The following is a 14104-nucleotide window of genomic DNA, read 5'->3' as shown; positions in this document are numbered from 1 at the left end:
TATGTCTGAGCAGTTTCTCTATTTTCTGCAGCAAATGTTCAACGGCGTCACGTTGGGTAGCACCTATGCGCTGATTGCCATTGGCTACACGATGGTTTACGGCATCATTGGCATGATCAACTTCGCCCACGGCGAGGTGTATATGATTGGCAGCTACGTTTCTTTTATCGTTATCGCTGCGCTAATGATGATGGGCATTGACGCCAGCTGGCTGCTGATTGGCGCGGGTTTTATCGTCGCTATCGTTATCGCCAGCGCTTATGGCTGGAGCATTGAGCGCGTCGCCTACAAACCCGTACGCTCTTCCAAAAGATTGATCGCACTGATTTCCGCCATCGGCATGTCTATCTTTCTGCAAAATTACGTCAGCCTGACTCAGGGCTCGCGCGATTTAGCATTGCCGAGCCTGATAACGGGCCGGTGGACGCTGGGCGTCAGCAACGGTTTTGCCGCCACCATTTCCACTATGCAGATTGTTATCTGGAGCGTGACCTTTGTTGCCATGCTCGCCTTAACGCTGTTTATCCGCTATTCACGTATGGGACGGGCCTGCCGCGCCTGCGCGGAAGATTTAAAGATGGCCAGCCTGCTGGGTATCAATACCGACCGCGTTATTTCGCTAACCTTCGTTATTGGCGCTGCGATGGCCGCGGTTGCGGGCGTATTGCTGGGCCAGTTTTATGGCGTGATCAATCCTTATATCGGTTTCATGGCAGGAATGAAGGCCTTTACCGCAGCGGTGTTGGGCGGCATCGGTAGCATTCCCGGAGCCATGCTGGGCGGTTTGATTTTGGGCATTGCCGAGGCGCTGACTTCCGCTTATCTGAGCACTGAATACAAAGACGTGGTCTCATTTGCGCTGCTGATTGTGGTGCTGCTGGTCATGCCAACCGGTATTTTAGGGCGTCCGGAGGTGGAGAAAGTATGAAATCCAGCCTTGTTAACGCCTTTATTTCAGCGGTTATGCTGCTGGTTCTGGCCGCCTTCTTTATGGGCATGCGGCTGAATCTGGACGGAACGCATCTGGTCGTCAACAACGCGGGCAGCGTGCGCTGGAACTGGATCATCATCGGCTGTGTGGTGGTGTTCTTCTTCCAGCTTTTACGTCCTGTTTTTCAGCGCGGACTGAAAAGCATTTCTGGCCCGACGCTGGTGTTGCCCGGTATTGACGGCTCCACGCCAAAGCAAAAGCTGTTTCTGCTGCTGCTGATTGTCGCTGCGGCCATCTGGCCTTTCCTGGTATCGCGCGGCACTGTCGATATCGCGACGCTAACGTTGATCTACGTAATGCTGGGTCTTGGCCTGAACGTGGTCGTTGGACTTTCTGGCCTGCTGGTGCTGGGCTATGGCGGTTTTTACGCTATCGGCGCTTATACCTTCGCGCTGCTTAACCACTATTTCGGCCTGGGTTTTTGGGAATGTCTGCCGCTGGCGGGCATCGTGGCCGCGCTGTTCGGCCTGCTGCTTGGTTTCCCGGTGCTACGCCTGCGCGGTGACTATCTGGCTATCGTGACGCTGGGCTTTGGCGAAATCGTCCGTATTCTGCTGTTGAATAACACGGAAATTACCGGCGGCCCGAACGGCATCAGCCAGATCCCCAAGCCATCATTTTTTGGCCTGGAGTTTAACCGCAGCGTGCGTGACGGCGGCTGGGATACCTTCCACCACTTCTTTAACCTGAAATACGATCCCAGCGATCGCATTATCTTTCTTTACATGGTGGCGCTGCTGCTGGTCGTGATAACACTGTTTGTCATTAACCGACTGCTGAGGATGCCGCTTGGCCGTGCATGGGAAGCGCTGCGCGAAGATGAAATCGCCTGTCGTTCGCTGGGCCTGAGCCCGACGCGCATCAAGCTGACCGCCTTCACTATTAGCGCCGCTTTTGCCGGTTTCGCCGGTAGTTTGTTTGCGGCGCGCCAGGGTTTTGTCAGCCCGGAATCCTTCACCTTTGCTGAATCGGCCTTTGTGCTGGCTATCGTTGTGCTGGGTGGCATGGGCTCGCAGTTCGCGGTTATCCTGGCGGCCGTGCTGCTGGTGGTTTCTCGCGAGCTCATGCGCGACCTGAACGAGTACAGCATGCTGGTGCTCGGTGGCCTGATGGTGCTGATGATGATCTGGCGACCACAGGGCCTGCTGCCGATGCAGCGCCCGCACCTGAAGCTGAAAAATGTGGATAAAGGAGAGCAGCCATGAAGCCTCTGTTAGCCGTAAACGGCCTGATGATGCGCTTTGGCGGCCTGCTCGCGGTCAATAACGTGGCGCTGGAACTGCGTGAGCAGGAGATCGTTTCGCTGATTGGCCCAAACGGCGCCGGAAAAACAACGGTTTTCAACTGCCTGACCGGCTTTTATCGTCCAACAGGCGGCAGCATCATGCTTGGTGACCGTGAGCTGGCAGGTTTAGCCGGCCAGCAAATTGCCCGGATGGGCATAGTACGCACCTTCCAGCACGTTCGCCTGTTCCGGGAAATGACGGTAATCGAAAACCTGCTGGTGGCGCAGCATCAGCATCTGAAAAGTGGCGTTTTCGCCGGACTGCTGAAGACGCCTGCGTTTCGTAAAGCAGAAAGCGAGGCGCTGGACAGGGCTGCCAGCTGGCTGGATCGCGTTGGCCTCCTGACGCTGGCCAATCGTCAGGCGGGCAACCTGGCTTATGGTCAGCAGCGCCGTCTGGAAATCGCCCGCTGTATGGTTACGCGGCCAGAAATCCTGATGCTGGATGAACCAGCGGCGGGCCTGAACCCAAAAGAGACGCTGGAGCTGGACGAGCTGATCGCCGAGCTCAGAAGCGAGCACAAGGTCTCGGTACTGTTGATTGAACACGATATGAAACTGGTAATGGGCATTTCCGACCGCATCTACGTGGTCAACCAGGGTACGCCACTGGCGAACGGTACGCCGGAAGAAATCCGCAACAATCCGGATGTTATCCGCGCTTATCTGGGGGAAGCATAAAATGCCAATGCTCTCTCTTGAAAACGTCAGCACACACTACGGTAAAATCCAGGCGCTGCACAATGTCAGCCTGCATATTGAACAGGGTGAAATCGTCACGCTAATCGGTGCGAACGGTGCGGGCAAAACCACTATTCTGGGTACGCTCTGCGGAGAACCGCGGGCAAGCCAAGGAAAAGTGCTGTTTGATGGCAGGGATATTACCGACTGGCAAACCGCCCGCATTATGCGCGAGGCGATAGCTATCGTGCCGGAAGGCCGCCGCGTTTTTTCCCGCATGACGGTAGATGAGAACCTGGCTATGGGCGGTTTCTTTGCCGATCGGCAGCAGTATCAAAGCCGTATCAAGCGTGTCTACGAGCTTTTCCCTCGTCTCTATGAACGGCGCGTACAGCGTGCGGGCACTATGTCCGGCGGCGAGCAGCAGATGTTGGCCATTGGCCGTGCGCTAATGAGCCAGCCGCGTTTGCTACTGCTGGACGAGCCTTCGCTGGGTCTTGCGCCAATTATTATTCAGCAAATCTTCGATACCATCGAACAGCTACGTCAGGAAGGCATGACCATCTTTCTGGTGGAGCAAAATGCTAATCAGGCGCTGAAGCTGGCGGATCGCGGCTACGTGCTGGAAAACGGCCACGTGGTGCTGGAAGACAGCGGCGCAGCGCTGCTGGCGAATGAAGCAGTACGCAGCGCTTATTTAGGCGGCTAAATTGAAGGGGCCGATTCTGGCCCCTTTATTCCACGTATTACATTAAAAAAGCTTAGCTTAATATTCCGCACATTTTTATTATCTTTTGAGCGCTGTCTGCCGTTCTCTCTTTTTTATTCCTTCCTGAAATCAAAAAACTATAAATAAAATGCGATAAAATTATTGCGACAGGATAAAAATAAGGCGTACTATTTCGCCAGTGTCAATGAATGACAAATAAGCCAAAGGAGAGGCTATGCTCGAACCCAAAGAAGGATTGCTGACGTTTCGCGCGGAAGGGGATAATTACCCCGGCAGCCGCTATTATTCAAGAAAAATCCACTGGCCTGGCAATAGCGCAGGCTGTGCCAGAGATGCTTCCGGCGTAACGATTGGCCGGGGGTTTGATTTGGGAAGCCGTACAAAAGCGGAAGCTTACAGCATCCTGATAATGGCTGGAATACCTCCTGAGAGCGCAAGAAAAATTGCAAATGGCGCTGGTTTAAAATATTGTCAGGCGGAAAAATTTGTGAGAAATAACGAGCGGGTCATTAACGATATAACGGAAAAGCAGCAGCTAGATTTATTTGAAATTATCTATCCTGATTATCTTAACAGGGCCAGAAGATTTTATTACAGAAGGAAAGGAAAAGAGGCTGTAAGCTGGGATAACCTGAATCAGGCATTAAAAGACGTGTTTGTAGATATGTTTTATCAGGGGCGATTAGAACCAGGGCGAGTTAAATATTTTGAAAAAAATAGTAGAAACGATGTAATCCTGTTTATCAAAAGTAATCAGCAGTTATCTAAAGATGAAATCGGAAGAAATCGCATAGGATATCTTATCAAGGAGGGGAAAGGATGAGGGTTTTTATAGCAATATTGGTAATGCTAAGCATTGTACAGTATAGCACCGCAGATTCCTCTATGGTTAAGAGTAATCCTGAGGCGGATTATAATAATAATTTAAAATCTTCGCATGAAAATAAAAGTACATTGAATTTTCAATTAAGTAAGCGTGATTATGAAAGAGCCTATGATGATTTTTACATGAAGTTAATTGATAAAAAGAAAGGCATGAAAAATTTTGATGAATTTATTAATAATCTTGAGGAAAGCGATCGATTATGGAGAAAGTATATTATTAGCGAGTGTTCAGCTGAAGCATCTTTAAATGAAATGTATTCAAAAGAATATTTGTCTGTCTATGAGTTATGTATGGCTCAACACTATAATAAGAAAAGCGCATACTATATGAATTTCAAATTAAAATGAATTGTTCTATTTAATTTATTTTTTTGAGGCGTCGACAGGGAGTGTCTATTTTCCAGCACGATGAGGCACGCCTTTTATAAACACGTTTTCCGTCATCTTCCTGTCATCTGCCGCTCATTAGTCTGTCATCCGGCCGTCATATAGCTGTTATCTTTCCTTCATTTTTGCATGTCATGTTACCTGCCGACCACTTACCGCGCGCGGCTTTGCGCCTTTTGACACCGGGTACAGGAAACCGATATGCCATTGTTCTCAAGTTTATCCAGACTGAGCATTGTACTGGGGCTAACCCTAAGCGGGCAGGCGCTGGCCGCCACCGATATTCCGTTCTGGCACTCTATGGAAGGCGAGCTGGGCGTGGAGGTTAACTCCCTCGCGCAGCGCTTTAACGACTCCCATCCTGATTACAAGATCGTACCCACCTATAAAGGCAACTACGAACAAAGCCTTGCCGCCGGGATCGCCGCCGTACGCTCTAACCGCGCCCCGGCCATTCTGCAGGTTTACGAAGTCGGGACGGCAACGATGATGGCTTCTCATGCTATCGTGCCGGTCTACGATGTTTTTAAAAATGCGGGCATTCCTTTTGACGAAAAACAGTTTGTGCCGACGGTTTCCGGTTATTACAGCGACTCGAAAACGGGCCATCTGATTTCACAACCGTTTAACAGCTCTACGCCAGTGCTTTATTACAATAAAGACGCGTTTAAAAAAGCGGGCCTGAACCCGGATGAGCCGCCAAAAACCTGGCAGGAGCTGGCAAAAGATGCCGCCGCGTTGCGTAAATCCGGTATGAGCTGCGGTTATGCCAGCGGCTGGCAGGGCTGGATTCAGATTGAAAACTTTAGCGCCTGGCATGCTCTGCCGGTCGCGACTAACAACAACGGCTTTGATGGCGCTGATGCCGTACTGGAATTCAATAAGCCAGTTCAGGTGCGCCATATCCAGATGCTGGAAGAGATGAATAAAAAAGGTGATTTCACCTACTTCGGCCGCAAAGATGAACCCACTGCCAAATTTTATAACGGTGACTGCGGCATCACTACGGCATCATCCGGCTCGCTGGCTGATATCCGCCATTATGCCAGATTCAATTATGGCGTTGGCATGATGCCATATGATGATACGGTGCCAAACGCGCCGCAAAACGCCATGATCGGCGGGGCCAGCCTGTGGGTAATGAAGGGCAAAGATGCCGCCACTTATAAAGGCGTCGCGGAATTTATGCAGTTCCTGGCGCAGCCGGAAATTGCTGCCGAATGGCATCAGAAAACCGGTTATCTGCCTGTCACCACAGTGGCCTACGATCTGACGCGCAAACAGGGCTTTTACGATAAAAACCCGGGTGCCGATATCGCCACGCGCCAGATGCTGAACAAGCCGCCGTTGCCGTTCACCAAAGGGATGCGCCTGGGCAATATGCCGCAGATCCGCACCATCATCGATGAAGAGCTGGAAGGCGTCTGGACCGGCAAGAAAACCCCGCAGGCCGCGCTGGATAACGCCGTGACTCGCGGTAACCTTCTGCTGAGACGTTTCGAGCAAACCGTTAAGCAATAAATCTGTAGCGCAGCCGTGCCGCAATAACGGTTCGGCTGCATTTCAGGTGGCGCTTATGCTGCCTTCAGGCGCATTTTCAGAGTCTTTTTATGTCCTCTTCACGTCCTGTTTTTCGTTCACGCTGGCTGCCTTATCTGCTGATGCTGCCGCAGCTGCTGATTACGCTGATCTTCTTTCTCTGGCCCGCTGGTGAAGCCTTATGGTATTCGGTACAGCGCGTCGATCCTTTCGGTATATCCAGCACTTTTGTCGGCATGGAAAACTTTACCAGGCTGCTGGATGATGAGTATTACCTTGATTCCTTTAAAACCACGCTGATTTTTAGCGGACTGGTGACGGTAATTGGCCTGGTAGTGTCGCTGTTTTTTGCCGCGCTGACCGATCACGTTCTGCGAATGAAGCGCTTCTATCAGACGCTGTTTCTGCTGCCCTATGCCGTTGCGCCAGCGGTCGCGGCGGTGCTATGGATGTTTCTGTTTAGCCCCGGCCAGGGATTGATTACGCATTTTCTTGGCCAGCTTGGCTACAGCTGGAACCATGCGCAAAACAGCGGCCAGGCGATGACGCTGGTAGTACTGGCTTCCGTCTGGCAGCAGATGAGCTACAACTTCCTGTTTTTCTTTGCGGCGTTGCAGTCTATCCCCAAATCGCTGACCGAAGCGGCGGCTATTGATGGCGCTGGCCCGGTACGTCGTTTTTTCCAGATTTCGCTGCCGCTGATTACGCCGGTGGGATTCTTTCTGGTGGTAGTCAACCTGGTTTACGCCTTCTTTGACACCTTTCCGGTTATCGATGCCGCAACGGGCGGCGGGCCAGTACAGTCGACCACCACGCTTATCTACAAAATTTATCGCGAAGGCTTTGCCGGTCTGGATCTCTCTTCTTCTTCCGCCCAGTCGGTGGTGCTGATGGTGCTGGTAATAGCGCTGACGGTGATTCAGTTTCGCTATGTCGAGAAAAGGGTGCGTTACCAATGATTGAAAATCGACGCGGGCTGACCATTTTCAGCCATATCATGCTGGGGCTGGGCGTGCTGACCGTGCTTTTTCCGCTTTACGTGGCTTTTGTCGCCGCGACGTTAAGCAACAGCGAAGTCTTTCAGGTGCCCATGCCGCTAATCCCCGGTCATGCTCTTTGGGACAATATCAGCGCTATCTGGCAGCACGGCGTGGCGCAAAATACCGCGCCTTTCGGCAAGATGTTGTTCAATAGCACGCTGATGGCGCTGGCGATTACCATCGGGAAAATTTCGGTCTCGATCCTGTCCGCCTTTGCGCTGGTGTGGTTCCGCTTTCCGCTGCGCGGGCTATTTTTCTGGCTGATTTTTATCACGCTGATGCTGCCGGTTGAAGTGCGTATCTTTCCGACGGTCGAAGTCATTTCAAACCTGCACATGCTGGATAGCTATAGCGGGCTAACGTTGCCGCTGATGGCTTCCGCGACCGCGACCTTTCTGTTTCGCCAGTTTTTTATGACCCTGCCGGATGAGCTGATCGAAGCAGCACGCATTGACGGCGCGGGACCGATGCGCTTCTTTTGGGACATCGTGCTGCCGCTGTCAAAAACGAATCTGGCCGCGCTGTTTGTCATCACCTTTATTTACGGCTGGAACCAGTACCTCTGGCCGTTGCTGATTATCAACGATATTGATTTAGGCACAGCCGTAGCGGGTATCCGCAGCATGATTGGTACCGGTGACGGCACCCCCACGCAGTGGAACCTGGTCATGGCGGCCATGCTGCTGACCATGATCCCACCGGTAATGATTGTTTTAGTGATGCAGCGCGCTTTTGTTCGCGGGCTGGTAGAGAGCGAGAAATAGCATGGCAGGCGTAAAATTTCAGGCCGTCACCAAATCTTATGACGGCAAAAACCAGATTATCCAGCCGCTGGACGTTGATATCCGCGACGGCGAATTTATGGTGATGGTAGGGCCTTCCGGCTGTGGCAAATCAACACTGCTGCGTATGGTGGCCGGGCTGGAGCAGGTAAGCAGCGGCGATATCTATATCGACAGCGAACGCGTAACCAACCTGGAACCGAAAGATCGCGGCATCGCGATGGTGTTTCAAAACTATGCGCTCTACCCACATATGAGCGTTGAGCAGAATATGGCTTACGGGCTGAAAATCCGCGGTATGGGTAAAGAGCATATTCGTCAGCACGTTCTGGAGGCGGCCAAAAGTCTGGAGCTGGAAGCGCTGCTACACCGTCGTCCGCGCGAGCTTTCCGGCGGCCAGCGTCAACGTGTGGCGATGGGGCGTGCTATCGTGCGTGAACCAGCGGTTTTTCTGTTTGACGAGCCTTTATCCAATCTTGATGCGCGGCTGCGGGTACAGATGCGGCTTGAGCTACAGCAGCTGCATCGTCGCCTGCAAACCACCAGCCTGTACGTGACGCACGACCAGGTTGAGGCGATGACGCTGGCACAGCGCGTGATGGTGATGAATAAAGGCGTCCTGGAGCAGCTAGGCACGCCGGTTGAGATCTACGAACGGCCCGCCACGCGTTTTGTGGCCAGCTTTATTGGCGCGCCCGCCATGAATCTGCTGGAAGGAGAGATCGGTCCGGATGGTTCACAGCTGCTGCTGGCGGCAAGCACCGTACCGCTACCGCAGGCTAAACCACAGTGGGCAGGCCGCCAGTTGACGGTAGGGATCCGGCCAGAGCATATCAGGTTAGCCGACAGGCAAAGCGGGCTGGCGCTGGCGGTAGAAACGCTGGAGATGTTGGGCGCAGATAATCTCGCCCACGGCAAATGGGGCAACAGTAATATGGTTGTGCGTTTACCCCACGTCCAGCGTCCGGCCATCGGTAGCCTGCTGTGGCTGCATTTACCGCCAGAATCGCTACACTTCTTTGACACTCACAACGGACAACGGCTCGAATGACTGCTAAAACCTGGCCTTATCCCGCTATCGTCGCCCATCGCGGCGGCGGCAAGCTGGCTCCGGAAAACACCCTCGCCGGTATTGATACCGGCGCGCGGCTGGGCCATAAAATGATTGAGTTTGACGTTAAGCTGTCGCTGGACGGCGAAATCTTTTTGCTGCACGACGATACGCTGGACAGAACCAGCAACGGTTGGGGCATCGCCGGACAGCTGCCGTGGGAGAAGCTGCTACAGCTGGATGTCGGCGGCTGGTTCGGTAACGATTTTGCCGGTGAGCGACTGCCGCTGCTGTCACAGGTTGCGGAGCGCTGCGCTTCCTACAACATGATGGCTAATATTGAGATCAAGCCCACTACGGGGCTGGAAGCGGAAACCGGACGCGTCGTGGCGCTGGCGGCTCGCGAGCTTTGGCAAAACCAGACCGCGCCTTTGCTGTCATCATTCTCTTACGATGCGCTGGCGGCGGCGATGCAGGCCGTACCGGAACTGCCGCGCGGGCTGCTATTGCATGAATGGCATGATGACTGGCAGCAGATGACCGAGAGCCTTGACTGCATATCTGTGCATTTCAATCATAAAGTATTAAATCAGGAGAGGGTGGCGGCGCTAAAAGCGGCGGGGCTACGGATTCTGGTTTATACGGTTAACCAGCCCGAGCGGGCCAGAGCATTACTGAGCTGGGGGGTTGATGCTATCTGTACCGATCGTATCGATCTGTTAAGTGCCGACTTTGCTACATCTTCGGCTGGCGTCCAGGCTCCAGACTAACGTTCAGAGCGTTAAACGTTTTACACGGACTGGCGATGCCGCGCTTTATAAAAGCAATGCCGTAGGTGCCAACCAGCGAGGCGGCGTCTGCGGCAAGCTTTCAGGATCTGAGCTGGCAAACATCATCATTTGTGGCTGGTGGCAAAGCGTTTACCGACTGCGCTTTGCCAGCGTTCTCTGTCTCAGAAACTTTTAATTATTGTTCTGCTGAACCGGTGGCGCGGTGGTTGCACCAGGCTGCGTCTGCAACACGCGTTGCGAAGCGCTGTCGCGTTGCTCCTGCACTTTGCGCTGTAGCTGCTGGCTCTGCTGCTGCTGATCCTGCTGCAATTTCCTCTGCTGCTGCGTTTGTTGCGTCTGCATTTGTGACTGCATGCGCTGCGAGCTGGGGTTGTAGCCCGGCTGGTTTGGATCCGTATTGTTTATTACCTGCGCCATGCTGCCAAGCGGCAACAGCGCGACACAAACGATTAACCATTTCATCTGACACCTCCCTATTACTGTTACTTCATTGTATGCCAGCCGCTCCCTTTCAGCCTGAGGCCCGTTCTGAATTTGCATGATGTCTCGCCTTTCTGCTTATTTTGTGCATAGTTAGAGTCGGTAAACAAACGTAAATAATACTAATAAGAGGTTACTATGGGACAAAGCAGGACAAAGCTGGCAGCAGCGCTGGTAACGGCGTTGTTTCTTTGCCAAAGCGCAACGGCAGCAACAACTGCGCCGCCAGTCTCTTATGGCGTGAGCGCGGATACTTTCCATCCGGAAACGGCGCAGCATGGTATGGTTGCTTCTGTGGATGCGCTGGCTACGCAGGTAGGCGTGGACGTGCTGAAGCAGGGCGGTAACGCCGTCGATGCGGCAATCGCGGTTGGCTACGCGCTGGCGGTAACGCATCCGCAGGCCGGCAATCTTGGCGGCGGCGGCTTTATGCTGATCCGTACCGCCTCGGGCCGTACTACCGCTATCGATTTTCGGGAAATGGCACCGATTAAGGCCAGCCGCGACATGTTCCTGGACGCTCAGGGCAACGCAGACAGTAAAAAATCGCTTACCTCTCATCTGGCTTCGGGCGTTCCCGGCACCGTTGCGGGCTTTGCCTTAGCCCGCCAGGAGTACGGCACGCTGCCGCTTGCGCAGCTGATAGCGCCCGCCATTAAACTGGCGGAAAAAGGCATTGTGGTCAACGAAGCGCTGGCCGACGACCTGAAGGTTTATGGTAAAGAAGTGCTGGTTAATCATCCCAACAGCAAGGCTATTTTTTATAAGCCGGATGGCCAGCCTTATGCGCGCGGCGAAAAGCTGGTGCAGCATAATCTTGCCCATAGTCTGAGGCTGATCGCTACCCTTGGCCCGGACGCCTTCTATAAAGGTGAAATTGCCGACCAGATTGCCGCGGAAATGACACAGAACGGCGGCCTGATTGGCAAAGCGGATCTGGCAAACTATAAAGCCGTGGAGCGCAAACCAATTAGCGGCACCTATCGCGGTTATGAAGTCTTTTCAATGCCGCCACCCTCTTCAGGCGGCATTCATATTGTAGAAATCCTGAATATTCTGGAAAACTTCGACCTGGCGAAAATGGGCTTCGGCAGCGCCGATGCCATGCAGGTGATGGCAGAGGCGGAAAAATACGCCTATGCCGATCGTTCTGAATATTTGGGCGACCCCGATTTTGTGAAGGTGCCGTGGCAGGCTTTAACCAATAAGGCCTATGCAAAATCGCTGGCGCAGCAGATTGATGTTAATAAGGCTCGCCCTTCAACAGAAATTAAGCCCGGCAAGCTTGCGCCTTATGAAAGTAATCAGACTACCCATTTTTCCGTGGTGGATAAGCAGGGCAATGCGGTAGCCGTAACCTATACGCTGAACACCTACTTCGGTAGTGGCATCGTGGCGGGGAAGAGCGGCATTCTGCTGAATAACGAGATGGACGACTTTTCTGCCAAGCCGGGCACGCCAAATATTTATGGCCTGGTAGGCGGCGAGGCCAATGCGGTACAGCCTTACAAGCGGCCATTATCGTCTATGTCGCCAACTATCGTGGCGAAAGATGGCAAAACCTGGCTGGTCACTGGCAGCCCGGGCGGTAGCCGGATTATTACTACCGTGCTGCAAATGGTGGTCAACAGCATCGACTTTGGCATGAACGTCGCGGAAGCAACCAACGCGCCACGCTTTCATCATCAGTGGCTACCGGATCAGCTGCGCGTAGAAAAAGGCTTCAGCCCGGATACGCTGAAGCTGCTGGGTGACAAAGGCCAGCACGTTAAAGTTCTGCCAGCGATGGGCAGTACGCAAAGCATTATGATTGGTCCGGACGGTACGCTGTATGGTGCATCCGACCCGCGATCTATCGATGATTTAACCGCGGGCTACTAACAGCTCACCATAAGGGCGATAGTGGCTATCGCCCTTATGATCGTTTTATTTTTCTCTCAGCCGCGCCATATAAAGCGCATCAACCTGCTCACCATTCCGGATAGCAAAGCGACGCGCAACGCCCTCCGTAGTAAACCCAAATCGTTGATAAAGCCTGACGGCAACATCGTTGTCGGCAAATACCGTTAGCTCAATGCGCTCCACGCCCAGCCAGTTATCGCACAGGCTGACCATCTCCTGCATCAAAGCCGAGGCCACACCGCGGCCACGATAGTGGCAGTCAACGCACAGTCCAAAAGTAGCCGTATGACGCCGACGGGCACGGCCGTTGACTTCCAGGTATAACTCACCGACGACCTGCTCATCGATACAGGCCACCAGACGCTGCATGCCGGGCTGAAGTTTTTGCAGGCGTTCCTGAAGCAAATGAAGCGAAGGATGAGGGATTTGGAGCGTATCGGTATAGGTTTCCGGCTGGCTAAGAATACGATACAGCGCGGCGGCATCCTCAACGGCGGCGTGTCTTATCACTATCTCACTCATCTCTTGCTCCTTTTGGTTATTTCCTTTCCAAAATCAGGGGATTCAGCCAGAAAAGCAAGCGGGAAAAGCGGCATAGAAAGCAGGCTAAAAGAGCGTATTATTTACAAAACCCGTCAGGCGTAGAATGAAAGGAGACTAATTAAAGATTGTTTTAATAAAACGGTGTCTTATTAAAGGACGCTTTAATAAAAATGGCCTAAGAAAGGAGTTTTACATGGAGCAAAGGATTTCAGGTCGATATGTCATCACGCATAGTTACAACGAAAATGTAAAAGCGTTTATTCCTTTTGCATTGCCGCCCGGTTCGCCTGAACTTGCGGTTGATTCATACCGTGCTCTCAATCATCGGGCAGAGCTGGCGATAGCCCTATTATCGGGGATGACGGGATTGGTCATGTCAGGCGAATGGCTGATTTATAGCGCGATACGCAGGGAAGCCTTGTTAACTTCTCAACTGGAAGGGACTCAGGCAACATTAAATGACGTTTTTGATAACGAAGCCGGACTTACTGTAGCCAATGCTGATGATGTTGAAGAAGTCACTAACTACTTGCAGGCTTTTAAATTTATCAGAGAGCAAATTCATTCACCTGTAGGACTCCCCGTCTCTGTTCGACTGCTCACTGAAGCTCATAAAATTTTATTAAAAGGGGTACGTGGCGCAAGTAAACAACCGGGAGCTGTTCGTACTACACAAAACTGGGTTGGAGGAACTCGCCCGGGAAATGCTGCTTACGTCCCTCCACCACCCGAAGAGGTGATAAACCTGCTCAGCGACCTCGAACTCTATATCCATGATAAGCAATCTGGTTTACCTCCACTGGTACGTATTGCCCTGATACACGCCCAGTTTGAAACCATTCACCCATTTCTTGATGGGAATGGTCGTATAGGGCGGTTGTTAATAGCTATGCTGCTTGAAGAATGGCAGCTTCTCCCAGAGCCGCTTTTATATATGTCGGGTTACCTGAAAGCGCATTAGACAGAGTACTATCGCCGCCTTTCCCGGCTTCGTGACTCCGGTGACTGGGAATCCTG

At 52.7% G+C, this 14104-nt stretch carries 15 protein-coding genes; 13 read left to right on the top strand and 2 right to left on the bottom strand.

What is annotated here, in order from left to right; translation table 11 throughout:
- Position 1 precedes the first annotated feature (1 nt).
- The 11 genes from livH (at position 2) to ugpQ (ending at position 10141) form a co-directional block, all read left to right on the top strand.
- Positions 2 to 928, top strand: coding sequence for a high-affinity branched-chain amino acid ABC transporter permease LivH (gene livH, locus KUE00_RS17285; RefSeq protein WP_246761228.1), 927 nt, complete (start codon positions 2 to 4; stop codon positions 926 to 928).
- Positions 925 to 2196: a high-affinity branched-chain amino acid ABC transporter permease LivM gene (locus KUE00_RS17280; RefSeq protein WP_246761227.1), complete on the top strand. Its 1272-nt coding sequence runs from the start codon at positions 925 to 927 to the stop codon at positions 2194 to 2196. The genes livH and KUE00_RS17280 overlap by 4 nt, the downstream gene beginning before the upstream one ends.
- A complete protein-coding gene (gene livG / locus KUE00_RS17275; RefSeq protein WP_246761226.1) occupies positions 2193 to 2957 on the top strand; it encodes a high-affinity branched-chain amino acid ABC transporter ATP-binding protein LivG in 765 nt (254 codons plus the stop codon). The genes KUE00_RS17280 and livG overlap by 4 nt, the downstream gene beginning before the upstream one ends.
- Before the next feature lies 1 nt (position 2958).
- On the top strand, positions 2959 to 3666 hold the full coding sequence (livF, locus tag KUE00_RS17270; protein ID WP_246761225.1) for a high-affinity branched-chain amino acid ABC transporter ATP-binding protein LivF: 708 nt from the start codon (positions 2959 to 2961) through the stop codon (positions 3664 to 3666).
- Between the two features lie 235 nt (positions 3667 to 3901).
- A complete protein-coding gene (locus KUE00_RS17265; RefSeq protein WP_246761224.1) occupies positions 3902 to 4510 on the top strand; it encodes a pesticin C-terminus-like muramidase in 609 nt (202 codons plus the stop codon).
- Positions 4507 to 4920, top strand: a complete 414-nt coding sequence (locus KUE00_RS17260) for a lysozyme inhibitor LprI family protein (protein ID WP_246761223.1) — start codon at positions 4507 to 4509, stop codon at positions 4918 to 4920. Before KUE00_RS17265 ends, KUE00_RS17260 begins: the two co-directional genes overlap by 4 nt.
- A 240-nt stretch (positions 4921 to 5160) precedes the next feature.
- Positions 5161 to 6480 (top strand): sn-glycerol-3-phosphate ABC transporter substrate-binding protein UgpB, encoded by a 1320-nt coding sequence (gene ugpB / locus KUE00_RS17255; protein ID WP_246761222.1) that lies wholly within the window; start codon positions 5161 to 5163, stop codon positions 6478 to 6480.
- A gap of 89 nt (positions 6481 to 6569) precedes the next feature.
- The gene (ugpA, locus tag KUE00_RS17250) at positions 6570 to 7457 is read left to right on the top strand and encodes a sn-glycerol-3-phosphate ABC transporter permease UgpA (RefSeq protein ID WP_246761221.1); all 888 of its coding nucleotides are present in this window, start codon (positions 6570 to 6572) and stop codon (positions 7455 to 7457) included.
- Positions 7454 to 8302: a sn-glycerol-3-phosphate ABC transporter permease UgpE gene (gene ugpE, locus KUE00_RS17245; RefSeq protein WP_246761220.1), complete on the top strand. Its 849-nt coding sequence runs from the start codon at positions 7454 to 7456 to the stop codon at positions 8300 to 8302. Before ugpA ends, ugpE begins: the two co-directional genes overlap by 4 nt.
- Position 8303: 1 nt before the next feature.
- Positions 8304 to 9371 (top strand): sn-glycerol-3-phosphate import ATP-binding protein UgpC, encoded by a 1068-nt coding sequence (locus tag KUE00_RS17240; protein ID WP_246761219.1) that lies wholly within the window; start codon positions 8304 to 8306, stop codon positions 9369 to 9371.
- Positions 9368 to 10141, top strand: coding sequence for a glycerophosphodiester phosphodiesterase (gene ugpQ, locus KUE00_RS17235; protein WP_246761218.1), 774 nt, complete (start codon positions 9368 to 9370; stop codon positions 10139 to 10141). Before KUE00_RS17240 ends, ugpQ begins: the two co-directional genes overlap by 4 nt.
- 192 nt (positions 10142 to 10333) lie before the next feature.
- On the opposite strand, the gene KUE00_RS17230 is transcribed toward ugpQ, so the two are convergent.
- Positions 10334 to 10624, bottom strand: a complete 291-nt coding sequence (locus tag KUE00_RS17230) for a DUF2756 domain-containing protein (RefSeq protein WP_246761217.1) — start codon at positions 10622 to 10624, stop codon at positions 10334 to 10336.
- Positions 10625 to 10780: 156 nt separating this feature from the next.
- Here KUE00_RS17230 and ggt point away from each other — a divergent pair, with 156 nt between their 5' ends.
- Positions 10781 to 12523 (top strand): gamma-glutamyltransferase, encoded by a 1743-nt coding sequence (gene ggt, locus KUE00_RS17225; protein WP_246761216.1) that lies wholly within the window; start codon positions 10781 to 10783, stop codon positions 12521 to 12523.
- Positions 12524 to 12568: 45 nt separating this feature from the next.
- On the opposite strand, the gene KUE00_RS17220 is transcribed toward ggt, so the two are convergent.
- Complete coding sequence (locus KUE00_RS17220; RefSeq protein WP_246761215.1) at positions 12569 to 13066, bottom strand: GNAT family N-acetyltransferase; 498 nt, start codon at positions 13064 to 13066, stop codon at positions 12569 to 12571.
- A 214-nt stretch (positions 13067 to 13280) separates the two neighbouring features.
- Between KUE00_RS17220 and KUE00_RS17215 the strand changes: the two genes are divergently transcribed.
- Complete coding sequence (locus KUE00_RS17215) at positions 13281 to 14048, top strand: Fic family protein (protein WP_246761214.1); 768 nt, start codon at positions 13281 to 13283, stop codon at positions 14046 to 14048.
- Positions 14049 to 14104: the final 56 nt, after the last annotated feature.

It is taken from the genome of Erwinia phyllosphaerae, from assembly GCF_019132875.1.
In the GTDB taxonomy this organism is placed as follows: Bacteria; Pseudomonadota; Gammaproteobacteria; order Enterobacterales; family Enterobacteriaceae; genus Erwinia; species Erwinia phyllosphaerae.
Note: the sequence above shows the minus strand (reverse complement) of the source record. Positions and strands in the feature narration are given on the sequence as shown.